Annotated in this window: 27 protein-coding genes; 17 read left to right on the forward strand and 10 right to left on the reverse strand. The window is 64.0% G+C overall.

The features are described 5' to 3' along the window. Window position 1: 1 nt before the first annotated feature. Window positions 2-2,179 (reverse strand): UvrD-helicase domain-containing protein, encoded by a 2,178-nt coding sequence (locus ABW22_RS07580; RefSeq protein ID WP_059754242.1) that lies wholly within the window; start codon window positions 2,177-2,179, stop codon window positions 2-4. Between the two features lie 45 nt (window positions 2,180-2,224). On the opposite strand from ABW22_RS07580, the gene ABW22_RS07585 reads away from it, so the two are divergent. Further along, window positions 2,225-2,476: a MoaD/ThiS family protein gene (locus tag ABW22_RS07585; RefSeq protein ID WP_059754249.1), complete on the forward strand. Its 252-nt coding sequence runs from the start codon at window positions 2,225-2,227 to the stop codon at window positions 2,474-2,476. 83 nt (window positions 2,477-2,559) lie between these two features. Here the strand turns inward: ABW22_RS07585 and ABW22_RS07590 are convergent, their stop codons facing one another. Both ABW22_RS07590 and ABW22_RS07595 read right to left on the reverse strand, forming a co-directional pair. Continuing rightward, window positions 2,560-3,447 (reverse strand): phosphoribulokinase, encoded by an 888-nt coding sequence (locus ABW22_RS07590; RefSeq protein ID WP_059754252.1) that lies wholly within the window; start codon window positions 3,445-3,447, stop codon window positions 2,560-2,562. Between the two features lie 105 nt (window positions 3,448-3,552). Further along, complete coding sequence (locus ABW22_RS07595; protein WP_059754257.1) at window positions 3,553-4,044, reverse strand: GlcG/HbpS family heme-binding protein; 492 nt, start codon at window positions 4,042-4,044, stop codon at window positions 3,553-3,555. A 133-nt stretch (window positions 4,045-4,177) separates the two neighbouring features. Here ABW22_RS07595 and leuS point away from each other — a divergent pair, with 133 nt between their 5' ends. The 10 genes from leuS to ABW22_RS07645 all read left to right on the forward strand — a co-directional run bounded on the left by leuS (window position 4,178) and on the right by ABW22_RS07645 (window position 14,008). Beyond that, window positions 4,178-6,766 (forward strand): leucine--tRNA ligase, encoded by a 2,589-nt coding sequence (gene leuS, locus ABW22_RS07600; RefSeq protein WP_059754260.1) that lies wholly within the window; start codon window positions 4,178-4,180, stop codon window positions 6,764-6,766. Continuing rightward, on the forward strand, window positions 6,763-7,260 hold the full coding sequence (gene lptE / locus ABW22_RS07605) for an LPS assembly lipoprotein LptE (RefSeq protein ID WP_059754263.1): 498 nt from the start codon (window positions 6,763-6,765) through the stop codon (window positions 7,258-7,260). Before leuS ends, lptE begins: the two co-directional genes overlap by 4 nt. Further along, complete coding sequence (gene holA, locus ABW22_RS07610; RefSeq protein WP_059754266.1) at window positions 7,257-8,288, forward strand: DNA polymerase III subunit delta; 1,032 nt, start codon at window positions 7,257-7,259, stop codon at window positions 8,286-8,288. Before lptE ends, holA begins: the two co-directional genes overlap by 4 nt. After that, window positions 8,288-9,565, forward strand: coding sequence for a glutamate-5-semialdehyde dehydrogenase (locus ABW22_RS07615; RefSeq protein WP_059754269.1), 1,278 nt, complete (start codon window positions 8,288-8,290; stop codon window positions 9,563-9,565). The genes holA and ABW22_RS07615 overlap by 1 nt, the downstream gene beginning before the upstream one ends. A 121-nt stretch (window positions 9,566-9,686) precedes the next feature. Beyond that, a complete protein-coding gene (gene nadD, locus ABW22_RS07620) occupies window positions 9,687-10,334 on the forward strand; it encodes a nicotinate-nucleotide adenylyltransferase (protein WP_059754272.1) in 648 nt (215 codons plus the stop codon). Beyond that, window positions 10,331-10,690, forward strand: coding sequence for a ribosome silencing factor (gene rsfS / locus ABW22_RS07625; RefSeq protein WP_059754277.1), 360 nt, complete (start codon window positions 10,331-10,333; stop codon window positions 10,688-10,690). Before nadD ends, rsfS begins: the two co-directional genes overlap by 4 nt. Further along, entirely contained in the window at window positions 10,691-11,161 is a 471-nt protein-coding gene (gene rlmH, locus ABW22_RS07630; protein WP_059754280.1) for a 23S rRNA (pseudouridine(1915)-N(3))-methyltransferase RlmH, read from the forward strand. Between the two features lie 14 nt (window positions 11,162-11,175). Next, window positions 11,176-11,787 carry a Maf family protein gene (locus ABW22_RS07635; protein ID WP_059754282.1) on the forward strand — a complete coding sequence of 204 codons (612 nt, stop codon included), beginning with the start codon at window positions 11,176-11,178 and terminating at the stop codon, window positions 11,785-11,787. A 20-nt stretch (window positions 11,788-11,807) separates the two neighbouring features. Next, window positions 11,808-13,259: a ribonuclease G gene (rng, locus tag ABW22_RS07640; RefSeq protein WP_059754287.1), complete on the forward strand. Its 1,452-nt coding sequence runs from the start codon at window positions 11,808-11,810 to the stop codon at window positions 13,257-13,259. A gap of 122 nt (window positions 13,260-13,381) precedes the next feature. Continuing rightward, complete coding sequence (locus tag ABW22_RS07645) at window positions 13,382-14,008, forward strand: DNA-3-methyladenine glycosylase family protein (RefSeq protein WP_059754291.1); 627 nt, start codon at window positions 13,382-13,384, stop codon at window positions 14,006-14,008. A gap of 42 nt (window positions 14,009-14,050) precedes the next feature. On the opposite strand, the gene ABW22_RS07650 is transcribed toward ABW22_RS07645, so the two are convergent. The 5 genes from ABW22_RS07650 to ABW22_RS07670 all read right to left on the reverse strand — a co-directional run bounded on the left by ABW22_RS07650 (window position 14,051) and on the right by ABW22_RS07670 (window position 21,335). Continuing rightward, window positions 14,051-16,471, reverse strand: a complete 2,421-nt coding sequence (locus tag ABW22_RS07650) for an EAL domain-containing protein (protein WP_059754294.1) — start codon at window positions 16,469-16,471, stop codon at window positions 14,051-14,053. Next, on the reverse strand, window positions 16,468-17,223 hold the full coding sequence (locus ABW22_RS07655; RefSeq protein WP_059754297.1) for a substrate-binding periplasmic protein: 756 nt from the start codon (window positions 17,221-17,223) through the stop codon (window positions 16,468-16,470). The genes ABW22_RS07650 and ABW22_RS07655 overlap by 4 nt, the downstream gene beginning before the upstream one ends. 147 nt (window positions 17,224-17,370) lie before the next feature. Then, window positions 17,371-18,144 carry an exodeoxyribonuclease III gene (gene xth, locus ABW22_RS07660; protein WP_059754300.1) on the reverse strand — a complete coding sequence of 258 codons (774 nt, stop codon included), beginning with the start codon at window positions 18,142-18,144 and terminating at the stop codon, window positions 17,371-17,373. Between the two features lie 163 nt (window positions 18,145-18,307). Further along, window positions 18,308-18,832: a glutaredoxin family protein gene (locus ABW22_RS07665; RefSeq protein WP_059754303.1), complete on the reverse strand. Its 525-nt coding sequence runs from the start codon at window positions 18,830-18,832 to the stop codon at window positions 18,308-18,310. Window positions 18,833-19,181: 349 nt separating this feature from the next. Continuing rightward, window positions 19,182-21,335 (reverse strand): M3 family metallopeptidase, encoded by a 2,154-nt coding sequence (locus tag ABW22_RS07670; RefSeq protein WP_059754306.1) that lies wholly within the window; start codon window positions 21,333-21,335, stop codon window positions 19,182-19,184. A 65-nt stretch (window positions 21,336-21,400) separates the two neighbouring features. Between ABW22_RS07670 and ABW22_RS07675 the strand changes: the two genes are divergently transcribed. Genes ABW22_RS07675 through ABW22_RS07695 form a run of 5 tightly spaced genes read left to right on the forward strand, consistent with a single transcriptional unit; the run spans window position 21,401 to window position 24,837 of the window. After that, window positions 21,401-21,952, forward strand: coding sequence for a gamma carbonic anhydrase family protein (locus ABW22_RS07675; RefSeq protein ID WP_088178764.1), 552 nt, complete (start codon window positions 21,401-21,403; stop codon window positions 21,950-21,952). 15 nt (window positions 21,953-21,967) lie between these two features. Next, window positions 21,968-22,462 carry a peroxiredoxin family protein gene (locus ABW22_RS07680; RefSeq protein WP_059754309.1) on the forward strand — a complete coding sequence of 165 codons (495 nt, stop codon included), beginning with the start codon at window positions 21,968-21,970 and terminating at the stop codon, window positions 22,460-22,462. Further along, window positions 22,459-22,695, forward strand: a complete 237-nt coding sequence (locus ABW22_RS07685) for a hypothetical protein (RefSeq protein WP_059754311.1) — start codon at window positions 22,459-22,461, stop codon at window positions 22,693-22,695. The genes ABW22_RS07680 and ABW22_RS07685 overlap by 4 nt, the downstream gene beginning before the upstream one ends. A gap of 23 nt (window positions 22,696-22,718) precedes the next feature. After that, window positions 22,719-24,383: an energy-dependent translational throttle protein EttA gene (gene ettA, locus ABW22_RS07690; protein WP_059754314.1), complete on the forward strand. Its 1,665-nt coding sequence runs from the start codon at window positions 22,719-22,721 to the stop codon at window positions 24,381-24,383. A 7-nt stretch (window positions 24,384-24,390) separates the two neighbouring features. Beyond that, window positions 24,391-24,837, forward strand: a complete 447-nt coding sequence (locus ABW22_RS07695) for a YhcH/YjgK/YiaL family protein (protein WP_059754317.1) — start codon at window positions 24,391-24,393, stop codon at window positions 24,835-24,837. Between the two features lie 102 nt (window positions 24,838-24,939). On the opposite strand, the gene ABW22_RS07700 is transcribed toward ABW22_RS07695, so the two are convergent. Together ABW22_RS07700 and ABW22_RS07705 are read right to left on the reverse strand one after the other, a co-directional pair. After that, a complete protein-coding gene (locus tag ABW22_RS07700; protein ID WP_059754321.1) occupies window positions 24,940-25,143 on the reverse strand; it encodes a SlyX family protein in 204 nt (67 codons plus the stop codon). Continuing rightward, window positions 25,140-25,691: a TlpA family protein disulfide reductase gene (locus ABW22_RS07705; RefSeq protein ID WP_059754325.1), complete on the reverse strand. Its 552-nt coding sequence runs from the start codon at window positions 25,689-25,691 to the stop codon at window positions 25,140-25,142. Before ABW22_RS07705 ends, ABW22_RS07700 begins: the two co-directional genes overlap by 4 nt. On the opposite strand from ABW22_RS07705, the gene ABW22_RS07710 reads away from it, so the two are divergent. Then, complete coding sequence (locus ABW22_RS07710) at window positions 25,690-26,103, forward strand: CopD family protein (protein ID WP_059754330.1); 414 nt, start codon at window positions 25,690-25,692, stop codon at window positions 26,101-26,103. The genes ABW22_RS07705 and ABW22_RS07710 overlap by 2 nt on opposite strands. The last annotated feature ends 100 nt before the right edge of the window (window positions 26,104-26,203 follow it).

The raw sequence follows: 26,203 nt of genomic DNA on the forward strand, positions 1-26,203 counted from the left end.
TTCAGGCCGCCGACAGCTTGGCGTACGCCAGCGCCAGCCACTTGGTCCCGACGTCGCGGAATTTCACCTGTACCCGCGCGTCAGCGCCGCGCCCCTCGAAGTCGATGATGATGCCGGTGCCGAACTTGGCATGAGCGACGCTCTGCCCCACCTTGTAGCCGGTGTCGTTGCCTGTCTGTGGACTGCGCGGGGCCGGCGCCGGCGCGTGATAGCCGCCTGACGGATAGGCCGGCTCGCTGCGGCGGTTGAGGTTGAGCAACACCTGCTCCGGCAGTTCGTCGAGAAAACGCGACGGCAGGCTGTAGCGGGTCTGCCCGTGCAGCATGCGCGACTGCGCGTGCGACAGATACAGGCGGCGCCGGGCGCGGGTGATCGCCACGTACATCAGCCGCCGCTCCTCTTCCAGGCCGCTTTCCTCGTTCGCACTCTGCTCGTGGGGGAACAGGCTCTCTTCCAGCCCGGTGATGAACACCGCGTGAAACTCCAGCCCCTTGGCGGCGTGCACTGTCATCAGCTGCAGCGCATCGTGGCCGGCGCCGGCCTGGTGCTCGCCGGCCTCCAGTGCGGCGTGGGCGAGGAAGGTATCGAGCGCCCTGACGGATTCCGTTTCACCAGGCGCTGGCTCGCCTGTGGCGTCGTAGGTGTTTTCTTCAGTTTCTTGTGAAAACAGCGCGGCGGCGTTGACCAGTTCGTTGAGGTTTTCCAGGCGGTCGGCACCTTCCTTGTCGGCGCGGTAATAGTCGGCCAGGCCGCTGGCCTCGATCACATGGTCGATCGCTTCGGCAAGCGGCAGATCGGCGGTGACCTGCTTGATGTCCTCGATCAATTTGGCGAACCCGGCCACCTTGCCGCCGCCGGTGCAGGCTGCCTGCCACAGGCTCATGCCCGCGCGCGCGGCGCCGTCGGTCAGTTGTTCCAGGGTGCGCGCACCGATGCCGCGGGTGGGAAAGTTCACCACCCGCAGAAATGCGCCGTCGTCTTCCGGGTTAGTCAGCAGGCGCAGGTAGGCCAGCGCGTGCTTGACCTCCTGGCGCTCGAAAAAGCGCAGTCCGCCATACACCCGATACGGCACGCTGGCCGAGAACAGCGCGTGTTCCAGCACCCGCGACTGCGCGTTGGAACGATACAGCAGCGCCATGTCGGACAGGTTCATCCCCTCGCGGTTGAGTGCGCGCACCTCGTCGACCACGAAGCTCGCCTCCTCCTGGTCGGAATAGGCGTTGAACACGCGGATCGGCTCGCCGTCGCCTTCCGCCGTCCACAGGTTCTTGCCGAGGCGGTGCGCATTCTGTGAAATCAGCGTGTTGGCGGCGGTGAGGATGTGGCCGTGGCTGCGGTAGTTCTGCTCCAGCTTGATCACGTTGCCGTGCGCGAACTCGCGCTCGAACTCGGCCATGTTGGCGGTGTTGGCGCCGCGGAACGCGTAGATCGACTGGTCGTCGTCGCCCACCGCGAACAGCGCCGTGTGCGGGCCGGCGAACAGCTTCAGCCAGCGGTACTGCAGCGTGTTGGTGTCCTGGAACTCGTCGATCAGGATGTGGCGGAAACGGTCCTGGTAATGCTGCCGCAGCGGTTCGTTGCGGTACAGCAGTTCGTAGGCGCGCAGCAGCAGCTCGGGAAAATCCGCCACCCCTTCGCGCTGGCATTGCGCGTCGTAGGCCTCGTACAGTTCGGCCAGCCGCATCGAATATTCGTCGTAGGCTTCGGCATCGCGCGCGCGATGCCCGGCTTCCTTATTGCTGTTGATGAAGCGCTGCACCTTCTTCGGTTCGTACTTCTCGGTGTCGACGTTCATCGCCTTCATCAGCCGCTTGATCGCCGACAGTTGATCCTGCGAATCGAGAATCTGGAACGACTGCGGCAGCCCCGCCTCACGGTAGTGCGTGCGCAGCAGGCGGTTGGCCAGCCCGTGGAAGGTGCCGACCCACATGCCGCGCGTGTTGATCGGCAGCATCGCCGAGATGCGCGTCATCATCTCCTTCGCCGCCTTGTTGGTGAAGGTCACCGCCAGCACCCCATGCGGCGACACCTGCCCGGTCTGGATCAGCCACACTATGCGCGTGGTCAGCACCCGCGTCTTGCCCGAGCCGGCCCCCGCCAGAATCAGCGCAGACTCGTGCGGAAGCGTGACCGCGGCGCGCTGTTCGGGGTTGAGGTTTTCCAGCAAATGGGCAGACATACGGGGGTAAAATCAGGGTCAATCGAACATTATAAAGGCCCCACCATGGTGAAAATCCTGTTTTTTGGCGATCTGGTCGACACCCTCGGCATGTCCTCCGACGAAATCGCCCTGCCGCCGGACGTGACTGACGTCGAGCGACTGCTGTTCGTGCTCTCGAAGCGCGGCGAGATGTGGAAGAAAATGCTGCTCGGCAATCCCAAGCTTAATATCACGATCAACAAGCAGTTCGTCGAGAAGTCCGCCTCGATCAAGGATGGCGATGAGATTGCGCTGGTGGGATTTGCGGTGGTTTAACAGGCAAAAATCGGCCACACTCGGTCATCCCCCAATAAAAAACGGAGCCGCCTGGCTCCATTTTTTGTTCATGCATCAATCGCTTACTTGTCCTTGCCCGCGATCATGTCCTGGATGATCGGCGCCAGGATCAGCTCCATGGCGAAGCCCATCTTGGCGCCCGGCACCACGAGGGTGTTGCGGCGCGACATGAAGGAGTTGCAGATCATGTTCAGCAGGTAGGGGAAGTCGACGCCATCGGGTTCGCGGAAGCGGATCACGATGAAGCTTTCGTCCGGCGTCGGGATGTCACGCGTGATGAAGGGGTTGGAGGTGTCGACGGTGGAGACGCGCTGGAAGTTGATGTCGGTGCGTGAGAACTGCGGGGTGATGTAGTTCACGTAGTCCGGCATGCGGCGCAGGATGGTGTCGACGATCACTTCCGCCGAATAGCCGCGCTCGGCGCCGTCGCGGTGGATTTTCTGGATCCACTCGAGGTTGACGATGGGCACCACGCCGATGCCGAGGTCAACGTGCTCGGAAATATCGACCTTGTCAGTTTTCACCAGGCCGTGCAAGCCTTCGTAAAACAGCACGTCGGAGCCGGCGGGCACGTCTTCCCACGGGGTGAACTCGCCCGGGTTGAGGCTGGTGCTGAGGCGCTTGTTGTGTTCGGCGGCTTCTTCGTCGCTGTGAATGTAGTAGCGCTTCTTGCCGCCGCCGGTCTTGCCGTAGGTCTCAAACAGTTCGGCCAGCTTGTCGAAATGGTTGGACTGTGGGCCGAAATGGCTGAACGACATGTTGCCTTCGGCTTCGGCTTTCTTTACCGCTTCCTTGAATTCGATGCGCGACAGGCTGTGGAAGCTGTCGCCTTCGATTACGGCGGCGTTGATTTTTTCGCGGAGGAAGATGTGCTCGAACGCGACCTTGACGGTGGTGGTGCCGGCGCCGGATGAACCCGTGACCGCAATGACGGGATGTTTCTTGGACATGTGGGACTCCCTGAAGGATGGGTAATGATTTAGCGAAACCGCCGCATTTTACCCGCGTGAGGGAGGGCTTGTCACCCGCACAGGTCTACCCCATCGGGTAACTGCCTACATCGCGAATTCCAGGCGCTCTTCCACTTTACTCAGTGCGGCGGCGGCGCACGCACGATCTTTGTCGCCGCCAGGCGCCCCGGACACACCGACGGCGCCGATCAGGCTGCCGGCGGCGCGGATCGGCAGCGCGCCGTCCATCACGATCAGGCCGTTGATAGGGTTGAGCTCGGGGCGGATGTCGGCGCGGGTGGCGCGGAATTCGCCGGAGTCGCTGCCCGACATCACCGCCATGCCGGCCTTGCGCTCGGCGATTTCCAGCGTGTGGCGCGCAGCCAGGCTGTCGCGCATCGCCACCTGCAGGTTGCCGGCGCGGTCGATCACCACGGCGGACACGTTGTAGCCGTCCTTGCGGCAGGCCTCGACCGAGGCCATCGCGATGTCGCGCGCCAGTTCAAGGCCGATCTGCTTGACGGGAAGGATGTCGGGCTGGGCGGCCAGCGCGGGCAGGGAAGCGGCCAGCAGGGTGAGCGGAAGCAGCGTTTTCATGGAGTCTCCTTCCTGGATTGTAAAGACGCAGCGACCGGGGTGGTCGTCGTGCGTTCCCTGCGGACAGCTCAGGCAAGCGGGCCACGCCGGGCGGGCGGTATAATCGCCAGCTTGATTCTAAGCGGTTGTTGCGATGCAAGAAAAATACCTTCCCTCGGAAATCGAGCACGCCGCGCAGGCGCAGTGGACGGCCAGCCAGACCTACCGTGCGCGCGACGATTCCGACCTGCCCAAATACTACTGCCTGTCGATGTTCCCCTATCCGTCGGGCAAGCTGCACATGGGCCACGTGCGCAACTACACCATCGGCGACGTGCTGGCGCGCTACCACGCGATGCGCGGCTTCAACGTGATGCAGCCGATGGGCTGGGACGCCTTTGGCCTGCCGGCGGAAAACGCCGCCATCGCCAACAACGTGCCGCCCGCCGCGTGGACCTACGCCAACATCGACCACATGCGCACGCAGTTGCAGGCGCTGGGCTTCGCCATCGACTGGTCGCGCGAGCTCGCCACCTGCAAGCCGGACTACTACCGCTGGGAGCAGTGGCTGTTCACGCGGCTGTTCGAAAAGGGCGTGATCTACAAGAAGATGGCCACGGTGAACTGGGATCCGGTCGATGCGACCGTGCTCGCCAACGAGCAGGTGATCGAGGGACGCGGCTGGCGCTCCGGCGCGCTGGTCGAGAAGCGCGACATCCCGATGTACTTCTTCCGCATCACCCAGTATGCCGATGAGCTGCTAAGTGGCCTAGATAGCCTGCCAGGCTGGCCCGAGCGGGTGAAGACCATGCAGGCCAACTGGATCGGCAAGAGCGTCGGCGTGCGGCTGGCGTTCAAAATCCCCCCCGCCCCCCCTTTGTCAAAGGGGGGAGAGTCGTTGCTGTGGGTGTTCACCACCCGCGCCGACACCCTGATGGGCGTGACCTTCGTCGCGGTCGCCGCCGAGCATCCGCTCGCCACGCGCGCGGCTGCCGACAACCCCGAACTCGCCGCCTTCATCGCCGAATGCAAGCAGGGCAGCGTCGCCGAAGCTGACATGGCGACGATGGAAAAGAAGGGCATGGACACCGGCCTCACAGTTACCCACCCGCTCACCGGCGAAGCCATCCCGGTGTGGGTCGGCAACTACGTGCTGATGAGCTACGGTGAGGGCGCGGTGATGGCGGTGCCGGCGCACGACGAGCGCGACTTCGGTTTTGCGCAGAAATACGCACTGCCGATCAAGCAGGTGATCGGGGTTGAGGGCGAAACCTTTTCCACCGACGCCTGGCAGGAAGGGTATGGCGACAAGATGCGCGGCCGCTGTGTCAATTCCGGCAAATACGACGGCCTCGACTACACGGCCGCAGTCGACGCCATCGCCGCCGACCTTGCCGCGCTGAACCTGGGTGAAAAGAAAATCCAGTTCCGCCTGCGTGACTGGGGCATTTCGCGCCAGCGCTACTGGGGCTGCCCGATCCCGATCATCCACTGCGACGCCTGCGGCGACGTGCCGGTGCCGGCCGAGCAGCTGCCGGTGGTGCTGCCGGAGGACGTGGTCCCGGACGGCGCCGGCAATCCCTTGAACCGCCGCGCCGATTTCGTCAATTGCAGCTGCCCCAGGTGCGGCGGCGCGGCGCGGCGCGAGACCGATACCATGGACACCTTCGTCGAGTCGTCGTGGTACTACGCGCGCTATGCCTGCCCGGATTTCGACGGCGGCATGCTCGATGCGCGCGCCAACCAATGGCTGCCGGTCGACCAGTACATCGGCGGCATCGAGCACGCCATCCTGCACCTGCTGTATGCGCGCTTCTTCCACAAGCTGATGCGCGACGAAGGGCTGGTGGCGAGCGACGAGCCCTTCGTCAACCTGCTGACGCAGGGGATGGTGATCGCCAACACGTTTTACCGTGAAGCGCTCGACGGCAAGAAGACCTGGTTCAACCCGGCCGATGTGGTGGTCGACGACAGCGGCGCGCGGCTGAAATCAGACGGCCAGCCGGTGATCGCCGGCGGCATCGAAAAGATGGCGAAGTCGAAGAACAACGGCGTCGACCCGCAGGCGCTGATCGACCAGTACGGCGCCGACACGGCGCGGCTGTTCACCATGTTTGCCGCGCCGCCGGAGCAGAGCCTGGAATGGTCGGACGCCGGCGTCGAGGGTGCGCACCGCTTCCTGAAACGGCTGTGGAAGCTGGCGTTCGAGCACGTGCAGGGCGGCGCGGTCGCGGCGTTCACCGGCGGCGAGTTGCCGGATGCGGTTAAAACCCTGCGCCGCCAGCTGCACCAGACGATCCGCAAGGTGAGCGACGATATCGAACGCCGCAAGCAGTTCAACACAGCGATCGCCGCGGTGATGGAGCTGATGAATGCGCTGGCCAGGCTGGACGGCGACGAAGCCGTCACGCGCAGCGTGCGCCAGGAGGCGCTCGAAGCGGCGGTGACGATGCTGGCGCCCATCGTGCCGCACATTGCCGAGGCGTTGTACGCCGAGCTCAAGCCGGGCGCGGCCATGGCCTGGCCGGCGGTGGACGAGGCCGCGCTGGTACAGGACGAGGTCGAGCTGATGCTGCAGGTCAACGGTAAGCTGCGCGGGCAGATCCGCGTAGCGGCGACGGCCAACAAGGCAGCGATCGAGGCAGCGGCGTTGGCAAGCGAAGCCGCGCAGAAATACCTGGAAGGCCAGCCACCGAAAAAAGTGGTGGTGGTACCCGGGCGTTTGGTTAATATCGTCGTATGAACCGTCGACTCTTTCTTGCCGCCTTTCCTGCGGTCCTCGCTGCGGGGTGCGGATTCAAGCTGCGCCGTTTCGAAGACATTCCGTTTGCCAGCCTGTATATCGACGCGCCGCACGGCGGCGCGGTGGCGCAGCGCATCCGCAGTGCGCTGACCTCGAGCAAGCAGACCCGCCTGGCCGCGAGCGCCGGCGAAGCCGAGGCGGTGCTGGTTCTCGGTCCGGAAGCGCGCAGCAAAGTCATTCTCTCGCTGTCCGGCGCCGGCCGTGTCACCGAATACCGGCTCGGCCTGCAGCTGACCTATCGCATCAGCGACAAGGACGGGCGTACGCTGGCCGCGGCCGAAGTCATCGAACTCAGCCGCGACATCACTTACGACGACACGCAGGTGCTGGCCAAGGCGGCCGAAGAGCAGCTGTTGTACCGCGACATGGAAGACAGCGCCGCGCGGCGGATCATGCGCCGTCTGCAAAGCATCGGCCCCGGCCCCGCCAGTTGAACATCGCAGCCGACCGTCTGCCTGACCAGCTTGCGCGCGGCCTCGCTGCGCTCTACGTGGTGGTGGGCGACGAACCGCTGGCGGCACAGGAAGCGGCCGATGCCATCCGCGCGGCGGCACGTGCAGCCGGGCACAGCGAGCGCAACGTCTACACCGTGCAGGGGCGCTACAACTGGCAGAGCATTTTTGCCGGTGGCGACAATTTTTCGCTGTTTGCCGAACGTCGCCTGACCGAAATCCGCGTGCCTTCCGGCAAGCCCGGCATCGATGGTGCCAAGGCGCTGGAGGCTTATGCCGCCAAACTGCCGGCCGATACGCTGACCCTGATCAGCCTGCCGGGGCTGGACTGGAAAGCCATGAAAAGCCGCTGGTTTACCACGCTGGCGGCCGCCGGCGTGGTGGTCGAGGCGCGGCCGCCCGACCGTTCCCATCTGCCCGGCTGGATCGACCGCCGTCTCGCCAAACAGGGCTTGCGCGCCGAGCGCGCCGCGCTGGAATTTCTGGCCGACCAGGTCGAAGGAAATTTATTGGCGGCGCAGCAGGAAATCGACAAGCTCGCGCTGCTGCTGCCGCCGGGGGCGGTGACGCTGGCCGATGTCGAGCATGCGGTGGTCGACGTCAGCCGGCTGGAGGCCGACGCCCTGCAGGATGCGCTCTACGCAGGCGACGGCGCGCGCTTTGCGCAGATCGTGATCGACCTGCGGGATGCGGGCGAGGCGGTGCCGGCCATCCTGTGGCAGGTGACGTCGGCGGTCGGGCTGCTGCTCAGGCTAAAATTGGCCATTGTGCAGGGCGACAGCCTGCCCGGCTTGATGCGGACGCTGTGGGGGCGCGACAAGCAGCGCGCGCCGCAGATCGAGCGCGCACTCAAGCGTCTGGACCTGACCAGGATCGAAGCCGCGCTGGCCGACCTGGCGCTGGTCGACCGTCAGGCCAAGGGGCTGGAGCGGGTGGGCGATCCGTGGGACACGCTGCTGCGCATGGGGCTGGCTTTGGCCATTCCACAGCCGGGTAATGGGGAAAGATGATGGACGTTAAAAGTTACATGCAGACGGTCGGCAAACAGGCGCGCGAAGCTTCGCGCGCGATAGCCCGCGCCGACACCAACCAGAAAAACCGTGCCCTGCTGGCAATGGCGGCGGCGATCCGGCGCGACGCCGCGAAGCTGCTGGCAGCCAACACGCGCGACATGGACCAGGCACGCGCCAGCGGACTCGACGCCGCGCTGCTCGACCGCCTGCAGCTCGATGACAAGACTGTCGCCGGGATGGCCGAAGGCCTGGAGCAGATCGCCGCGCTGCCCGATCCGGTCGGCGAAATCGATGGCCTCAAATACCGCCCCTCCGGCATCCAGGTCGGCAAGATGCGGGTGCCGCTCGGCGTCATCGGCATCATTTATGAGGCGCGCCCCAATGTGACGGCGGACGCCGCCGGCTTGTGCCTGAAATCCGGCAACGCCGCGATCCTGCGCGGCGGCTCCGAGGCGCTGCATTCGAACCAGGCCATCGCCGCCTGCGTGCGCGAGGGGCTGGAGGCCGCCGGCCTGCCCGCGGCCGTGGTGCAGGTGATCGAGACCACCGACCGTGCCGCGGTGGGCGAGCTCATCACCATGAAGGATTACGTCGACGTCATCGTGCCACGCGGCGGCAAGGGGTTGATCGAACGCATCAGCGGCGAAGCGCGGGTGCCGGTGATCAAGCACCTGCACGGCAACTGCCATGTGTACGTCGATGACCGCGCCGACCTCGCCAAGGCGGTGAAGATCGTCGAGAACGCCAAGACCCAGCGTTACGGCACCTGCAACACCACCGAATCGCTGCTGGTGGCGCGTGATGCCGCTGCGACCGCACTGCCCGAAATCGGCCGCATGCTCGCCGGCAAGGGCGTGGAAATGCGTTGCTGCCCGGAAGCGCTGGCGATCCTGCAGGGCGCCGGCATCGCGGCGGACAAGCTGAAGGCCGCGGTGGAAGCCGACTGGACCGAGGAATATCTTGGCCCCATCATCGCGGTCAAGGTGGTCGACGACCTCGACGCCGCAATCATCCACATCAACACCCACGGCTCGCAGCACACCGACGCCATCGTCACCGAGGACTACGGTCGCGCGCGCCGCTTCCTGCGCGAAGTCGATTCGGCCAGCGTCGTGGTCAACGCCTCGACCCGCTTTGCCGACGGCTTCGAATACGGACTCGGTGCCGAGATCGGCATTTCCACCGACAAGATCCACGCGCGCGGCCCGGTCGGGCTGGAGGGGCTGACCAGCCAGAAGTGGGTGGTGCTGGGGGATGGCCACGTGCGCGGATAAACCATGAACCACAGAGGCACAGAGACACAGAGAAAGGCAGATTCCCTATCGAAAGGGCTCTGTGTCCCAAGGGATACCGTCCCTGCGGGACATATCTCTGTGCTTCTGTGGTGAAAAGGTTTTGCACGCAATCGGCATCTTCGGCGGCACTTTCGACCCCATCCACTTCGGCCATCTGCGGCTGGCCGAGGAAATGGCCGAAGGGCTTGGCCTGGCGCGGGTGCTGTTCATCCCCGCCGGGCAGCCGCCGCACCGCGGCGCACCGCGCACCGCGGCCACCCATCGGCTGGAGATGGTGCGCCGCGCGATTGCCGGTAATCCGCGCTTTGAACTGGATGCGCGAGAGGTGGAAAGCCCGCGCCCGAGCTACACGGTGGACACGCTGGCAGCCTTGCGCGCCGAACTGGGTTTTGAGCAACCGCTGTGGCTACTGCTGGGGGCGGATGCGTTTCTGGAATTGCCGACCTGGCACGAATGGCGACAGTTGTTCGAACTGGCGCATATTGCGGTGGCCGCGCGTCCCGGCGCGCAGCTGCTACAGTCCGAAGTCATGCCGGAGAGTTTGAAAAATGAAGTATCGCAACGGCAGCGCACCGACGGCCCGGTCTCCGGCCCGGCCGGTTCGGTGCTGTTGCGGCAAATGACGCCGCTGGATATTTCAGCCACCGCCATCCGCGACACCCTGGCACGCCACGGCAGCGCACGGTATCTGCTGCCCGACGCCGTGCTCGACTATATTCACGAACACCAACTTTACCTACACACATGAACATTGAAGACAAAATCAAACTGATCGTCGCCGCCCTCGAAGACGTCAAGGCGCAAGACATCACCGTGATCGATACCGGCAAGCTCACCTCGCTGTTCGAGCGCATGGTGATCGCCAGCGGCACGTCCAATCGTCAAACACGCGCACTCGCCGACAATGTGCGGATCAAGATGAAGGAAGCCGACGAATACGTGGGCAACACGGAAGGTGAAGAGACCGGCGAATGGGTGCTGCTCGACCTCGGCGACGTGATCGTCCATGTGATGCTGCCCGCCACGCGCACGCATTACAATCTGGAAGAGTTGTGGGGCGCGGCCGAAGCAGCGCGCGCCCGGCATGTACAAGCAGATCACTAATTGAAGCTGCACCTGATCGCCGTCGGCCACAAGATGCCCGGCTGGATCAACGCAGGCTACGACGACTATGCGCGCCGCATGCCGCCCGACCTGCCGCTTGCGCTGACCGAAATCAAGCCGGGCCATCGCGTGGCAGGAGAGGACGGTGCACGGGCGCGGCAACTGGAGGCCGATCGCATTCTGGCCGCACTGCCTGCCGGCTGTGTGCCGGTGGTGCTCGACGAGCGCGGCACGCAAGTGACCACGCGCGAACTGGCCGTCTGGCTGCAGGGCTGGATGGCCGAGGGGGTTACGCCGGCGTTCGTCATTGGCGGCGCGGACGGCCTTGCCGACAGCGTGAAAGCGCGCGCCGGCAAATTGCTGGGGCTGTCGAAACTGACCTTGCCGCACGCGCTGGCGCGGGTGATGCTGGTCGAACAGTTGTATCGTGCCGTATGCATCATCAAAGGGCATCCTTACCATCGTGATTAAGGAAAATAACGAACATGCTGGTTGATAAACGGATCTATCTGGCTTCGCAATCGTCGCGGCGGCGCGAGCTCCTCAGGCAGGTCGGCGTTGCCTACGACGTGCTGCCGCTGCGTGCCGTGGCCGGCCGCATGGACGTCATCGAAACCCCGCTGGCCGGTGAGGCCGCGCCCGAATTCGTGCAGCGCATGGCGACCGCAAAGGCCGCCTGCGGCTGGCACGCGGTGGATACCCGCCACCTGCTGCGCTTTCCGGTGCTGGGTGCGGATACGGTGGTCGAACTGGACGGCGCCATCCTCGGCAAGCCAGCTGTCCGCACCGAGGCATCGGCCATGCTGACCCGGCTGTCCGGGCGCGTGCACCAGGTGCACACTGCGGTGGCGGTGCAGCATGAAGACCGGCTGGAACTGTGTCTGTCGTCCAGCAGTGTAAGGTTCACCGCACTCGACGCCGCCGCTATCTCGCGCTACCTGGAAACCGGCGAATATCTCGGCAAGGCCGGCGCCTATGCCATCCAGGGGCGCGCCGGCGCATTTGTCGAGCACATCGACGGCAGCTTCAGCGGCGTCATGGGTTTGCCGTTATATGAAACTGCCGTGTTATTGAGAGCCTTCGGCCTCGCCGTCTGAGGATTGCGGGCCATCCCACCATGAGCGAAGAAATCCTCGTCAACGTCACCCCGCAGGAAACCCGCGTCGCCGTGCTGCACCTGGGATCGGTGCAGGAACTGCATATCGAGCGCGCGCAATGCCGCGGGCTGGTGAGCAATGTCTACATGGGCCGCGTGGTGCGCGTGCTGCCGGGGATGCAGTCGGCCTTCATCGACATCGGCCTGGAGCGCGCGGCCTTCCTGCACGTGGCAGACATATGGGAAGAGCGCCACGGCAGCGAGCCGGAGCGCCCGATCGAGCAGATCCTGCACGAGAGCCAGAGCCTGATGGTGCAGGTGGTCAAGGATCCGATCGGCACCAAGGGCGCGCGGCTGTCCACCCAGATCAGCTTTGCCGGGCGCTATCTGGTGTATCTGCCGCAGGAAAGCCACATCGGCATTTCGCAGAAAATCGAAGGCGAGGAAGAGCGCGAACAGCTGCGCCAGAAGCTGCACCGGCTGATGCCGGCAGACGCCACCGGTGGCTTCATCGTGCGCACCATGGCCGAAACCGCGGAAGACGCCGAAATGCAGGCCGACATCGACTACCTGCGGCGGCTGTGGAGCAACATCCAGTCGCGCGGCAACTGCGAGGTGCCGTGCCTCCTGTATCAGGACCTCGACCTGTCGCTGCGCGTGCTGCGCGACTTCGTCAACCGCGACACCACCCGCATCCTGATCGACTCGCGCGAGACCTATCAGCGCATGGCCGAGTTCGCGCAGAACTACACCGCTGCCGTGCTCGACAAACTGCAGCATTTCGGCGCTGACCGTCCGCTGTTCGACCTGCACGCCATCGAGGACGAAATCGCCAAGGCGCTGGGGCGGCGCGTCGACCTGAAGTCCGGCGGTTACCTTATCTTCGACCAGACCGAGGCGCTGACCACCGTCGACGTCAACACCGGCGGCTTCGTCGGCGCGCGCAACTTCGACGACACCATCTTCAAGACCAACCTCGAGGCCGCGCAGTCCATCGCGCGCCAGCTGCGCCTGCGCAACCTCGGCGGCATCATCATCATCGACTTCATCGACATGGACAACGCCGAGCACCAGGAAGCGGTGCTGACCGAGCTGAAGAAGACCCTGGCGCGCGACCCCACCCGCAGCACCATCAGCGGCTTCTCCGCGCTGGGGCTGGTCGAGATGACGCGCAAGCGGACTCGCGAGTCGCTGGCGCACATTCTCTGCGAGCCTTGCCCTACCTGCGCCGGGCGCGGCGAAATCAAGACCGCGCAGACCGTGTGCTACGACGTGCTGCGCGAAATCCTGCGCGAGGCGCGCCAGTTCGACGCGCGCGAATACCGCATCATCGCCTCGCAAAGCGTGATCGACCTGTTCCTCGACGAAGAGTCCGGCAGCCTCGCCCAGCTCATCGATTTCATCGGCAAGCCGGTGTCGCTGCAGGTCGAAACCACCTACCCGCAGGAGCAGTACGACATTATCCTGTTGTGAGGCGTGAGGCGTGAGGCGTGAGGTGTGAGGTGTGAGGTGTTACTCCCCTCCCCCGCAAGCGGGGGAGGGGCCGGGGGAGAGGGGCTTTTGAATCGCGGCTTGCGCAATCTGTATGCATTGATATGAAACCCCACGCTCCCGCTTACTGGCACACCGCCTGCGCCGAGCTTGCCGCCGCCGACCCGGTGATGGCCGCCCTGATCGCACGCTATCCCGACGCCATCCTCGCCAATCGCGGCGACCCGTTCCAGACGCTGGCCCGCGCCATCGTCGGCCAGCAGATTTCGGTCAAGGCGGCCGACAGCGTGTGGGCGCGCTTCGCCGGCTACGCGCAGACCGTCAGCCCCGAACACATCGCCACCCTGGAACTCGACGCGCTCGCCGCCTGCGGCCTGTCGCGCCGCAAGGCCGAATATCTTCGCGACCTCGCCGGACATTTCGCCGATGGTCGCGTCGAACCGACGCGCTGGAAAAAAATGGAAGACGAAGCCGTCATCGCCGAACTCATCGACGTACGCGGCATCGGCCGCTGGACCGCCGAGATGTTCCTGATCTTCAGCCTGCGTCGCCCCGACGTTTGGCCGGTCGACGACATCGGCCTGCAAAAAGCCGTCGCGATGCATTACTTCGCTGGCGAACGCCCCACCCCCAAGGCCCTGCGCCAGCACGGCGAACGCCATACGCCCTGGCGCACCGTCGCCACCTGGTATCTGTGGCGCAGCCTGGATCCGGCGGTGGTGCAGTATTGAACAGGAAGCACGAATACGGCGGCCTTTCCCCAGCGTTTGCAATCAGGCGCCGGCGTTGATCAGTCGCTTCGGCGCAGTTTGTGACAACAGCAAGGTGGTGAGGCTGTCGGCGTCCATCGGCCGTGCGAAGAAGTAGCCCTGGTAATCGTGGCAATTCTCGCTTTGCAACAGCGCCAATTGTTCCGCCGTTTCCACGCCCTCGGCGATGACCTGCAGCCGCATCGCCTGCGCCAGCGCGATAATGGCTTTGACAATCGCCAGATCCTCGCTGTCGGTGGCCAGGTCGCGGATGAAGCTTTGATCGATTTTCACCCGATCGATCGGGAAGCGCTTGAGATAGCTCAGCGAGGAATAGCCGGTGCCAAAATCGTCGATCGCCAGCGATGCGCCGAGCGCCTTGATTTCCTGCAGGGTATGCCGCGTGTCGTCGCTGTTTTCGAGCAGAATGCTTTCGGTGATTTCCAGCTCCAGTGCGCCTGGCGGGATGCCGGAGGATTCGATCGCCTGTTTCACCGTGTCATGGAACAGCAGGTCACGGAATTGCCGCGAAGCGACATTCACCGACATGACGATGTCGTCATGGCCCGCCTCGTGCCAGCGCTTGAGTTGTTCGCATGCGGTTTTCAGCACCCATTTGCCGATCGGGACGATCAGCCCGGTTTCTTCCGCCAGCGGGATGAATTGCGCCGGGGAAATCGAATCCCCGGCGCTGTCCCGCCAGCGCAGCAAGGCCTCGACGCCGGTGATGCGGCCGTTTCGGGCATCCACTTGCGGCTGGTAATGCAGGAACAGTTCGTCCCGCTCGACCGCCCGCCGCAACTCGGTCTCCAGACGCAGTCGTTGCTGCGCGTTGGTGGTCATGTCCTGCGAGTAGAACTGATAGTTGTTGCGGCCGCTTTCCTTGGCGTGATACATCGCCGAGTCGGCGAATTTGAGCAGCGAATCGCCATCTTCGGTATCCGTGGGGTACAGCACGACACCGATGCTGGCGCCGCTGAATATTTCGCGGCCGCCGATCGCAACCGGCGTGGTGAACTGCGCCAGTACGAGCTGCGCGAGGTGAGCGACATGCTGAATATCCGTGACATCGGTAAACAGCAGCGCAAATTCATCGCCGCCGAGGCGCGACACGGTATCGGTTTCCCGAATGCTGCGCTGCAGCCGCGCGGCGATCTCGCACAACAACGCGTCACCTGCATCGTGCCCCATGGTGTCGTTGATCACTTTGAAACGGTCCATGTCGAGCATCATCAGTGCGACGAATCGGTTGCGGCGCTTGGCATCAACCAGCGCCTGCTGCATGCGGTCGGTGAACAGAATCCGGTTGGGCAGCCCCGTCAGGTTGTCATAAAAGGCGAGCCGATGGAGGTCGGCTTCGGCCTGCTTGCGCGCGCTGATGTCGATGAAGGCGACCACGGTGCCGACCAGTTCGCCGTCCTTGGTCATCGGGTGCGACCAGTACTCGACCGGAAAGCTCGAGCCATCCGCGCGCCAGTGCACTTCGTCATTGCGATGGCAGGTTTGCCCGGCAAGCGTGGCAACGCGCACCGCGCATGCTTCGATCGGATAGTGTCGTCCGTCCGGATGCGTGTGATGAATCAGCTCGTGAATGCGCTTGCCGACCAGATCGCTCTCGCTGCCGTAGCCCAGCAGGCGCAAGCAGGCCGGATTGGCGAACGTGCAAATGCCCTGGGTATCCGCGCCGTAGATGGCTTCGGACGTGGAATCCAGCAGCAGGCGCACGCGAACCTCGCTGTCGCGCAGCGCATCGAGCGTGGCGTGGGTTTTTGCCAGCATGTCGTTGGTGGCGGAGACGAGGACGTCGAGTTCATCCGGTTGGGGCCGCGGCGCGCGCGCCAGGGCGAGCGGCGCGGTGGCGGCGGCCGGATCGATATGGCGCAGGTAGTCGACAACGGTGGCCAGGTGACGCGTGATCAGGCGGTGGAACAGCACGAACACGAAGAGCGCCACCAGAAAGGTACGCAGTGCATTGTCCAGCAGGACCTGGATCGCCTGGCGAAAAAGCTGCTGGTAGATGTCGTCCAGCGTGGCCACCACCGTCAGCGTGCCGATTTCGTGCGGCCGGCCTTGATATTCATAACGCATCGGGTAGTGGCGTTCGATCACGCGGACCGAATCGCGGCTACCAGCCTGTGCATGCAGCTGGCCATTTTCATGGACGGCGGCATGCACGATATTCGGCACCTGCAGCATGCCTTCGAGCTGGATCTGGACCTCCTTGTTGTTGGTCGCCCAGAGCGATTGCGTAAGCGAGCGCAGGTGCACCTCGCCGATCTGCTGGAATTGGGCTTCGACGTCATGCAGTTGGCGCCGGTATTCCTGGTAGAGCTGGATCGCGGTCATCACCAGCACCATCGCGGCGCTGAAGAGGATGATGGCGACGATGAGCCGTCGCGCCAGGGGGGATTTCAGCGGGTGCGAAACAAGCGACGGGTAGCTCATTTGGCGGCGGGCCCCGTGAGCGACAGCACTTTTTCGCGGTACAGGCGATCGTATAGCCCCTCGGCCTTGATCGCGCGCAACGCCTCCGCGAGCCTGGGCACCAGCGCCGCGTGGCGTTTGTGCAGGTAGATGAACATTTCGCGCGTGGCCAGCGGCGGGTCGAGCGCATGCACCCCTTTGATGTCCTGCTGCCGCACCAGCGCGTCGCCCAGCCAGCGGGCATGCAGCGCGACCTCGATGCGGTCGAGTTCGAGCAGACGAAACAGCTGCGCCGCATCGTCGACGCTGATGACGTGGGGCGCGCCGGCCAATTGCTGTTCGTAGATTTTCCAGCCCTTGATGTGCCCCACCTGCCGTTGCCGGATTACGTCCCAGCGCGCGGGAATCGAAGCATCCTTGCTGAATGCGGTGAAGCTCCAGTCGAGCAGCTTCTCCGGCACCCGAACCAGGTTGGGGTATTGCGCCTCGAGCCCGGCGATGCGCGCCAGATCGCCGTCTCCGATGCCGGCGTTGGCGTTGTGGAGTGCGCGTTCCGCCGGCAGTTTCACCAGCTTCAGCTCGACCCCGGCACGACGAAACGCTTCGCCGGCCACGGCATCGAGAAAGCCGCTTTGATCGGGTGCGGTGAAGGGCGGCGCGTTGGTGTCGTTGAGCACGAGTACTGGCAGCGCGGCAGCCCGCGCCAGACCCGCCATCAGCAAAAGGATGCTGGCAATAATGATAAGGGAACGGCTGATCAACATGGTCTCCATGAACGACTTCGAGCCGGTTCATGCAAGGTGATAGCGGCTCGCGGGAGAAAATCTGAAGGGCGGGTGCGCCGGCGAAGGCGTTGCGAGGGCCGAAATACGCGATTGCAGCCCCTTGCAGGGTCGGGCGTGCCGGGACGCCCTTTTTCCTCAGGCGGGCAGGCTGATCTCCGCCACCACCGGCGCGTGATCCGAGGGCCGTTCCAGCTTGCGCATGTCGCGATCGATGCTGGCGGCGGTGCAGGCGGCGGCCAGCGGCGCAGACAGCAGAATGTGGTCGATGCGCAGGCCGTGGTTGCGGCGGAAACCCATCATGCGGTAATCCCACCAGGAGAAAGTTTTCTCGGGCTGTTCGAACAGGCGGAAGCTGTCCTGTAAACCCAGCGCCAATAGATTTCGAAACCGGTCGCGTTCCGGCGCCGACACCAGCACACTGTCCTTCCACGCCTCGGGGTCGTGCACGTCGCGGTCTTCCGGGGCGACGTTGTAGTCGCCGAGCACGGCGAGTTTGGGGTGGCGCGCCAGCTCGTCCTTCAACCAGGCGGCCAGCGCGTCGAACCAGGCGAGCTTGTAGGGGTATTTGTCGGAATCGAGGCTTTGCCCGTTGGGGCAATACACGCACACCAGCCGCACGCCGTCGACGGTGGCGACGATGACGCGCTTCTGTTCGTCTTCGTATCCCGGGATGCCGACGCTGACGTCGGTCAGTTCGCTGCGGCTGACGAGGGCGACGCCGTTATAGGTTTTTTGCCCGGCGAAGGCGACGCGGTAGCCGGCCGCCTCCAGCTCGGCGACCGGAAAATTGTCGTCGGTGAGTTTGGTTTCCTGCAGGCACACCGCGTCGGGCTGGCGGGTGGCGAGAAAGTCCAGCAGCTGGGGCAGACGGACCTTGAGGGAGTTGACGTTCCAGGCGGCGAGTTTCATGCCGCGGAGTGTAGCGCATACGATTCCACATGGGCTTTAGCCCATAGTGGATCGGAGTACCCACAAGGGGCATCGCGATCCTTTAGGGCAGCCGTGCGGGCATGCGTCTCCATGCGCGCTACAGCGCGTAGTGGATCAGGCGTCCCTCAAGGCGGCGGGGCGCTTACTGGGGTGCGGGTGCGGGGGCAGGCGCCGCTGCCGGCACCGGCTTGCGGCCGGGCGGGGCGGATTTTGGATAGCCGGCGCGATCCAGCATGGCTTGCCACTGGCCGGTTTCAAAGCCGTCGATCTTGTCGCTGCCGACCACCAGCACCGGCACGCTCAGGCGCCCGGTGAGCTTTTGCAGTTCGGCCTGGGATTCGGGGCTGGCCTGCGGATCCTTGTTGCTGAAGGGCACGCCGCGCTCGGTGAGCAGTTGCCGCGCCTGGTCGCAGGGGGCGCCGCAGGCGCTGGCGTACAGGGTCACCGGGTTTTTCTCGCGCGCAGTTTTGGTGGCGTAGGATTCGCCGACTTCGATGACGCTGCCCTTGAATGACTTTTGCTGGGCGTTCTTGATGCTGGGCGGAGGCGGCTGGTCGCTGTATACCGTGCGGCCCTGCGCGTCCTTCCACTGATATAGCTGGGCGGCGGCAAGCGGCGCGCTTGCCACCGCCACCCATACCGCCATCATGATGAGTCCTGCTTTCATGCCGTGCTCCCGAAAGACGTGATTCCCTTGTTAACGGCCAGCGCGGGGTGAAGCTTTACCCGCAAGGGGTAGGCCTAAGTTGTAAAGACGACAAGTCGTCAACAACTTCGCACTAAAGCCGCTGAAGCCCTAAGGAAACACTGATTAATTCGATATAGCCGTCATTGCGAGCGAAGCGCGGCAATCCAGCGCATTGATTAAGCGGGCATTTCTGGATTGCCGCGTCGCTTCGCTCCTCGCAAAGACGGATTAATCAGCGTCTCCCTAAAGGATCGCGATGCCCCTTGTGGGTACTCCGATCCACTATGGGCTAAAACCCATGTGGAATCGTATGCGTCAACAACCACGCTCATGCCATGCCGTTGTGGCGCAGCAGGGCGTCGATGGTCGGCTCGCGCCCGCGGAAGGCCTTGAACGACTCGAGCGCCGGGCGCGCACCGCCCTGTGCCAGGATTTCGCTCCAGAAACGGTGGCCGACTTCGGGGTTCAGCACGCCGCCATAGCCTTCGGCCTCGTCCTCGAACAGCGCGTAGGCGTCGGCCGACAGCACTTCCGCCCACTTGTAGCTGTAATAGCCGGCCGCGTAGCCGCCCGCGAAGATGTGCGAGAAGTTGTTGGGGAAACGATTGTAGGCCGGCGGGATGAGGACCGCGACCTGCTGGCGGATGTCATTGATCAAATCCAGCGCGGTGCGGCTGCCGTTGGGGTCGAAGTCGTCGTGCAGGTGCATGTCGAAGCTGGCGAACTCGATCTGGCGCAGCGTCTGCAGGCCGGACTGGAAGTTCTTCGCCGCCAGCATCTTGTCAAACAGCGCACGCGGCAGCGGCTCGCCGGTGTCGACGTGAGCGGTCATGTGCTTCAGCACGTCCCATTCCCAGCAGAAGTTTTCCATGAACTGGGAGGGCAGTTCGACCGCATCCCACTCGACGCCGTTGATGCCGGACACGCCAAGCTCCTCGATCTGCGTCAGCAGGTGGTGCAGACCGTGGCCGGCCTCGTGGAACAGGGTGATGACTTCGTCGTGGGTGAACAGCGCAGGCTTGCCGCCGACCGGCCCGGAAAAGTTGCAGTTCAGATACGCGACCGGGGTCTGGATGCCGTCGTCCTTCTTGCGGCGGGTGATGACGTCGTCCATCCACGCGCCGCCACGCTTGGATGCGCGGGCGTAGAGGTCGAGATAGAACTGGCCGATGCGCTGGCCGCTGTGGTCGGAGAGCGTGTAGAACTTCACATCCGGGTGCCACGCCGGCGCGCTGTCCTCGCGAACGTGCAGGCCGTAGAGCGTTTCGATCAGGCGGAACAGCCCGGTTAGCACGCGCGGCTCGGGGAAATACTGCTTCACTTCCTGGTCGGAAAAGCTGTAGCGGGCGACGCTGAGTTTTTCCGACACGTAGGGGGTGTCCCACGCCTGCAGCTCACTCATGCCAAGCTCGTCGCGGGCGAAGGCCATGAGCTCGGCGTAGTCCTTTTCCGCATAGGGGCGGGCGCGGGCGCCGAGTTCGTCGAGGAACTTTAGCACCTCGGTCGGGGTGTCGGCCATCTTGGCCGCCAGCGAGACCTCGGCATAGCTCCTGAACCCCAGCAACTCGGCGGCTTCGCGGCGCAGCCTGAGGATGCCGGAGATCAGCGGCGTGTTGTCGAGGTGCACGGTTGTTGACGCTTCAGCGTCTTTAGTGCGCGGTTGTTGCCGACTTGTCGGCTTTACAACTGCGGCCTCCCCTTTACGGGGACAACCGTGGCCTACCCCTTGCGGGTGCTCGGGCCTGCCGAATTCGGAGGCGCGGGTGACGTAGGCGCGGTACAACTGCTCGCGCAGGCCGCGGTTGTCGGCGTACTGCATCACCGGCAGGTAGGACGGCATCTGCAGGGTGATCTTCCAGCCGCTCTTGCCGTCGGCTTCGGCGGCGGCCTTCATCATCGCCTGCACGTCGTCCGGCACGCCGGCCAGCTGGGCAGCATCGTCGACGGTGAGCGCAAATTCGTTGGTGGCGTCGAGAATGTTCTCCTCGAACTTGGCGGACAGCTGCGCCAGTTCTTCCTGCACCTGCATGAAGCGCGCTTTCTTGTCGTCCGGCAGTTCGGCGCCGCCGAGGCGGAAATCGCGCAACTCGTTGTCGACGATTTTTTGACGCGGCGCGGACAGCGCGGCGAAGTCGGGGCGGGCTTTCAATGCCTTGAACTTGTTGAAGAGCGCCTCGTTCTGTCCCAGTTCCGCGTAGTAGATGGTGATCTTGGGCAGGTTGGCGTTGTAGACCTCGCGCAGCTCGGGCGAGTCCATCACCGAATGCAGGTGCGACACCTGGCCCCAGGCGCGGCCCAGTTTCTCGTTGGCGTCGTCGAGCGGGGCGACGAAGGCGTCCCATTCGGCGGGCGTGTCGGCGGCCATGGCGTGTTCCACCGCCGCGCGGCAGTCGGCCAGCAACTGGTCGATGGCGGGGGTGACGGTTTCGGGCTTGAACTCGGCGAAACGGGGCAGACCGGAAAAATCGAGCAGGGGATTCATGGCGGCATTCGGAATGGAGGGACAGGGCCATTATACTTTCGGGTGATGAATTGATTTTCAACCCCATGACAGACAAGGTTTACGCTCAGCCGCTGGCGCCGCATCACGGCGTCGCGCCGACCCTCGCCGCCGGCGCCTGGGTGCACCCGCGCGCCACGCTGGTCGGCGAGGTCAGCCTGGGCGCCGACGCCTCGGTGTGGCCGGGCGCGGTGATTCGTGGCGACGTCAATTCCATCAGCATCGGCGAGGCGAGCAACATTCAGGACAACAGCGTGCTGCACGTGTCGCACAAGACGCCGGCCAACCCGGCGGGCGGGCCGCTGGTCATCGGCGCGCGCGTCACCGTCGGCCACACGGTCATCCTGCACGCCTGCACGATCGAGGACGAATGCCTGATCGGCATGGGCAGCATCATCCTCGACCGCGCGGTGGTGCAGAAGCACGTGCTGCTCGGCGCCGGCTCGCTGGTGCCGGAAGGCCGTGTGCTCGAATCCGGCCATCTGTATCTGGGGCGCCCCGCCAGGCTGGTGCGGGCGCTGACCGAGGAAGAAATCGTCTATTTCAGCTATTCCGCGCAGCACTATGTGACGCTGGCGCGGTCGTATCAAGACGTTTAACCCTGTGGAACCCGCATGAAATTCGCCAAACCCGCTCTGATCGCCGTCGCCGTGCTCGCCATTGCCGGCGCACTTTTCTTCGCCCTGATGGACAGGCCCAGCGCGCCGGCGGTCACCTTCACCACGCTCGAAGGCAAGCCCATCGTCCTCGACGAACTGCGCGGCAAGGTGGTGCTGGTCAACTTCTGGGCGACCTCCTGCCCCGGTTGCATCAAGGAAATGCCGGATATGGTCGAAGCCTACAATCTATACAAGGACCGCGGCTTCGAAATCATCGCGGTGGCAATGCGCTACGATCCGCCCAATTACGTGCTGAATTTCGTGCAGACGCGGCAGCTGCCGTTTCCGGTCGTGCTCGACGTCGACGGCGAACACGCGCGCGCCTTCGGCAACGTGCAGCTCACGCCCACCACCTTCATCATCGGCAAGGACGGCCGCATCCTCGAACAGAAGCTGGGCGAGCTCGATTTCGTCAAGCTGAATGCCCTGCTGGACAGGGAGCTGTCGTGATCAGGCTTCTGGCCGCAGCGTCGTTGCTGCTGATGCTGGGCGCGTGCAGCCCTCTTCCCGCTCAGCCGGCCGCCGGCAAGCCCTCTCCGGCCGGGCCGCCGCCTCCGCCGATGCCGGACGACCGCATCGTCTGTCCGGCCGACGTCAAGCTATGCCCCGACGGTAGCACCGTCAGCCGCGAGCCGGCCCGTGGCTGCGTGTTCACCCCCTGCCCGGGCGAAACCAACAAGTAATTTTCTCTGGATTCTTTTCATTCATGGCGCAATACGTTTATTCCCTCAACCGGGTCGGCAAGATCGTTTCGCCGAAGCGGCAGATTCTGAAAGACATTTCCCTCAGCTTTTTCCCCGGCGCCAAGATCGGCCTGTTGGGCCAGAACGGCTCCGGCAAGTCGTCGCTGATCCGCATCATGGCGGGGGTGGACCGTGACTTCGAAGGCGAGGCGATCCCGATGCCAGGCATCCGCATCGGCTATCTGGCACAGGAGCCGCAGCTCGACCCGGCGCACACGGTGCGGCAGGCGGTGGAAGCCGGGCTGGGCGAGATCGTCGGGGCCAAGGCCCGGCTCGATGAAATCTACGCCGCCTATGCCGAACCCGACGCCGACTTCGACCAGCTGGCCGAGGAGCAGGCGAAGTGCGAGGCCATCCTCGCCACCGCCGGCGCCGACCTCGACACGCAAATGGAAATCGCCGCCGATGCCTTGCGGCTGGCGCCGTGGGATGCCGTGATCGGCACCCTGTCGGGTGGTGAAAAGCGCCGCGTCGCGCTGTGCCAGCTGCTCTTGTCCAACCCCGACATGCTGCTGCTGGATGAGCCGACCAACCACCTCGATGCGGAATCGGTCGACTGGCTTGAACAATTTCTCGTCCGCTATCCCGGCACCGTGGTGGCGGTGACGCACGACCGTTATTTCCTCGACAATGCCGCCGAGTGGATCCTCGAACTCGACCGCGGCCACGGCATTCCCTGGAAGGGCAACTACACCAGCTGGCTGGAACAGAAGGAGGCACGGCTGGTGACCGAATCCAAACAGGAGTCCGGACGCATCAAGACGATGAAGCAGGAGCTCGAATGGGTGCGGCAGAACCCCAAGGCGCGCCAGGCCAAGTCGAAGGCGCGTCTGGCGCGCTTCGAGGAACTGAATTCGGTCGAATACCAGAAGCGCAACGAGACACAGGAAATCTTCATCCCGGTCGGCGAGCGGCTGGGCGACAAGGTGATCGACTTCCATCACGTGACGAAATCCTTCGGCGACCGCCTGCTGATCGACGATCTGAGTTTTTCGGTTCCACCCGGCGCCATCGTCGGCATCATCGGCCCCAACGGTGCGGGTAAATCAACTTTCTTCAAAATGATCACCGGCCTGGAAAAGCCCGACTCCGGCGAAGTCGAAATCGGCCAGACGGTCAAGCTCGCCTACGTCGACCAGAGCCGCGATGCGCTGTCGGCCGACAAGACCGTGTTCGACGAGGTCGCCGAGGGCCGCGACATCCTCACCGTCGGCCGTTACGAAACGCCGTCACGCGCCTACCTCGGCCGCTTCAACTTCAAGGGCGGCGACCAGCAGAAGCGCGTCGGTGACCTCTCCGGCGGCGAGCGTGGACGGCTGCATATGGCGAAGACGCTGATCGCCGGCGGCAACGTGCTGCTGCTCGACGAACCGTCGAATGACCTCGACGTGGAAACCCTGCGCGCGCTGGAAGACGCGCTGCTGGAATTCGCCGGCTGCGTGCTGGTGATCACGCACGACCGCTGGTTCCTCGACCGCATCGCCACCCACATTCTTGCCTTCGAAGGCGATTCGCAAGTGGTGTTCTTCCCCGGCAACTACCAGGAATACGAGGCCGACAAGAAGAAGCGCCTGGGTGAGGAAGGGGCCAAGCCGAAGCGCATCCGCTACAAGCCGATCAGCCGGTAAACGCGCGATGATCCTGGAGAAACTGACCGAGGCTGACCGCTATACTGCATTGCATCCCTTGTTTGCGCGCGCCTTCGAATTCCTGCGCAACACGGATTTGAAGGCGCTGGCGCCAGGCAAGCATGCAATCCAGGGCGAGCAGTTTTTCGCCATCGTCGAGGCGTGCACTGGCCGCACGCGGGCGGAGGCGAAGCTGGAATGCCATCGCCGCTACATTGACATCCAGCTGGTGCTGGAAGGCGTCGATGAGATGGGCTGGAAGCCACTGGCCGAATGCGTGGACCCGGCGACGGATTACGATGCGGCGCGCGACATCCGCTTTTTCAACGACGCGCCGGCAAGCTGGATCGCCACCCCGCCGGGATCGTTCTGCGTGTTTTTTTCCGACGACGCGCACGCGCCGCTGGTGAGCGCGGGCATGGTCCGCAAGGTGGTGGTGAAGATCGCCGTTTAAACCCTAATATCCATCAGGCCAAACACCCCGTGGGGGCGCCGCTCCCGGCGCGATTTGCGCCCGCGCTCCTACATGCGCGAGCATCTCAATGAGCACTCCGGGTTAATAGTGCGGTGGAATCTCGTCACGCGGGGTGCGGTCCTCGTCCGGCAGCGCGTCCTGCAGCTGCTGGTGCAGCAGGCGCAATTGCTGCTGCATCGAATCGATCTGCCCCTGCTGGCGGATTACTGTCTGGTTGAGCGTTTCGAGCAGGTCTTCGGCGAAGGCGAGCTTGGTTTCGAGTTCGGTGAGACGGGGTTCGGTCATGGCTGTTTGGCTTCGGCGAGCAAGGGGACGACAAGTTTTTCCAGCCGGGGATAATGCACCTGACCGGCGATCTTGTGGCGGATGCGGCCCTCGGCATCGACGATGAACGAGGTGGGTACGCTCGTCACGTTGCCGAAAGCGGCCGCCATCGAGGCGTTGGTCGGCGCGGCCATGAAGGCGTAGTCCTTGTCCTGCATCCAGGCGGCGATTTTTTCCGGCGTGTCGTCGACGCTGATCGAAATGACCTCGAACCCCTTGTCGCGATGGTCTTTCCAGAAACTGTCGATGACCGGCTTTTCCTTGCGGCAGTAGGGGCACCAGGTCGCCCAGAAGTTCACCAGCACGACCTTTCCCTTGAGTTCGTCGCTGGTCAGCGCCTGCCCGCCGGGCAGGGTCACGGCCCAGGGTGGCGCGGCGTGATTTTCGTCGCTGACGGTGGCCGGTGGGCGAAACCACAGCCAGGCGATCAAACCCAGTAAAATCAGGGTCAGCGGACGCGGCGTCCATTTCTTGGCTGCCTTTATTTTCTTGGGAGCTTGTCTATCCATGCTGTGGCTGAAGTCGTTTCATATCGTGATGGTGGTGAGCTGGTTCGCCGGGTTGTTTTATCTGCCGCGCATCTTCGTCAACCTGGCGATGGAAACCAACGATGCCGCGTATGACCGCCTGCTGATGATGGCGCGCAAATTGTATCGGTTCGTTTCGCCCATTATGTGGCTGACGCTGATTACCGGCTTCTGGCTGTGGTTTGCGTATTTTCCGATCGACATGAACTGGATGTGGCTGAAGCTTGTGCTGGTTGTCGGACTGGTCGGCTATCACCATGTCTGCAAAAGCCTGTTGCGTCAGTTCGAAGCCAGACAGAACACCAAATCGCATGGTTGGTTCCGCTGGTTCAATGAAATCCCGGTGATCGTGCTGCTGGTTGTCGTGCTGCTGGTGGTGTTGAAGCCGTTTTAATCTGAAAACCGAAATGCATTCACCACAGAGGCACGGAGACACAGAGTAAAAAAACTGTTATTGCCGAAGCCGCTTTCATCCAATGGCGTGAATCAGCAAA

It is taken from the genome of Thiobacillus denitrificans (assembly GCF_001530125.1).
Taxonomy (GTDB): Bacteria; Pseudomonadota; Gammaproteobacteria; order Burkholderiales; family Thiobacillaceae; genus Thiobacillus; species Thiobacillus denitrificans_C.

What these genes read in the sequence shown, in the direction of transcription:
- ABW22_RS07580 (WP_059754242.1), bottom strand. Translation starts at nt 2,179, where the DNA reads ATGTCTGCCCATTTGCTGGAAAACCTCAACCCCGAACAGCGCGCCGCG.
- ABW22_RS07585 (WP_059754249.1), top strand. Translation starts at nt 2,225, where the DNA reads ATGGTGAAAATCCTGTTTTTTGGCGATCTGGTCGACACCCTCGGCATG.
- ABW22_RS07590 (WP_059754252.1), bottom strand. Translation starts at nt 3,447, where the DNA reads ATGTCCAAGAAACATCCCGTCATTGCGGTCACGGGTTCATCCGGCGCC.
- ABW22_RS07595 (WP_059754257.1), bottom strand. Translation starts at nt 4,044, where the DNA reads ATGAAAACGCTGCTTCCGCTCACCCTGCTGGCCGCTTCCCTGCCCGCG.
- leuS (WP_059754260.1), top strand. Translation starts at nt 4,178, where the DNA reads ATGCAAGAAAAATACCTTCCCTCGGAAATCGAGCACGCCGCGCAGGCG.
- lptE (WP_059754263.1), top strand. Translation starts at nt 6,763, where the DNA reads ATGAACCGTCGACTCTTTCTTGCCGCCTTTCCTGCGGTCCTCGCTGCG.
- ABW22_RS07615 (WP_059754269.1), top strand. Translation starts at nt 8,288, where the DNA reads ATGGACGTTAAAAGTTACATGCAGACGGTCGGCAAACAGGCGCGCGAA.
- rsfS (WP_059754277.1), top strand. Translation starts at nt 10,331, where the DNA reads ATGAACATTGAAGACAAAATCAAACTGATCGTCGCCGCCCTCGAAGAC.
- ABW22_RS07635 (WP_059754282.1), top strand. Translation starts at nt 11,176, where the DNA reads ATGCTGGTTGATAAACGGATCTATCTGGCTTCGCAATCGTCGCGGCGG.
- rng (WP_059754287.1), top strand. Translation starts at nt 11,808, where the DNA reads ATGAGCGAAGAAATCCTCGTCAACGTCACCCCGCAGGAAACCCGCGTC.
- ABW22_RS07645 (WP_059754291.1), top strand. Translation starts at nt 13,382, where the DNA reads ATGAAACCCCACGCTCCCGCTTACTGGCACACCGCCTGCGCCGAGCTT.
- ABW22_RS07650 (WP_059754294.1), bottom strand. Translation starts at nt 16,471, where the DNA reads ATGAGCTACCCGTCGCTTGTTTCGCACCCGCTGAAATCCCCCCTGGCG.
- ABW22_RS07655 (WP_059754297.1), bottom strand. Translation starts at nt 17,223, where the DNA reads ATGGAGACCATGTTGATCAGCCGTTCCCTTATCATTATTGCCAGCATC.
- xth (WP_059754300.1), bottom strand. Translation starts at nt 18,144, where the DNA reads ATGAAACTCGCCGCCTGGAACGTCAACTCCCTCAAGGTCCGTCTGCCC.
- ABW22_RS07665 (WP_059754303.1), bottom strand. Translation starts at nt 18,832, where the DNA reads ATGAAAGCAGGACTCATCATGATGGCGGTATGGGTGGCGGTGGCAAGC.
- ABW22_RS07670 (WP_059754306.1), bottom strand. Translation starts at nt 21,335, where the DNA reads ATGAATCCCCTGCTCGATTTTTCCGGTCTGCCCCGTTTCGCCGAGTTC.
- ABW22_RS07675 (WP_088178764.1), top strand. Translation starts at nt 21,401, where the DNA reads ATGACAGACAAGGTTTACGCTCAGCCGCTGGCGCCGCATCACGGCGTC.
- ABW22_RS07680 (WP_059754309.1), top strand. Translation starts at nt 21,968, where the DNA reads ATGAAATTCGCCAAACCCGCTCTGATCGCCGTCGCCGTGCTCGCCATT.
- ettA (WP_059754314.1), top strand. Translation starts at nt 22,719, where the DNA reads ATGGCGCAATACGTTTATTCCCTCAACCGGGTCGGCAAGATCGTTTCG.
- ABW22_RS07695 (WP_059754317.1), top strand. Translation starts at nt 24,391, where the DNA reads ATGATCCTGGAGAAACTGACCGAGGCTGACCGCTATACTGCATTGCAT.
- ABW22_RS07700 (WP_059754321.1), bottom strand. Translation starts at nt 25,143, where the DNA reads ATGACCGAACCCCGTCTCACCGAACTCGAAACCAAGCTCGCCTTCGCC.
- ABW22_RS07710 (WP_059754330.1), top strand. Translation starts at nt 25,690, where the DNA reads ATGCTGTGGCTGAAGTCGTTTCATATCGTGATGGTGGTGAGCTGGTTC.
- ABW22_RS07705 (WP_059754325.1), bottom strand. Translation starts at nt 25,691, where the DNA reads ATGGATAGACAAGCTCCCAAGAAAATAAAGGCAGCCAAGAAATGGACG.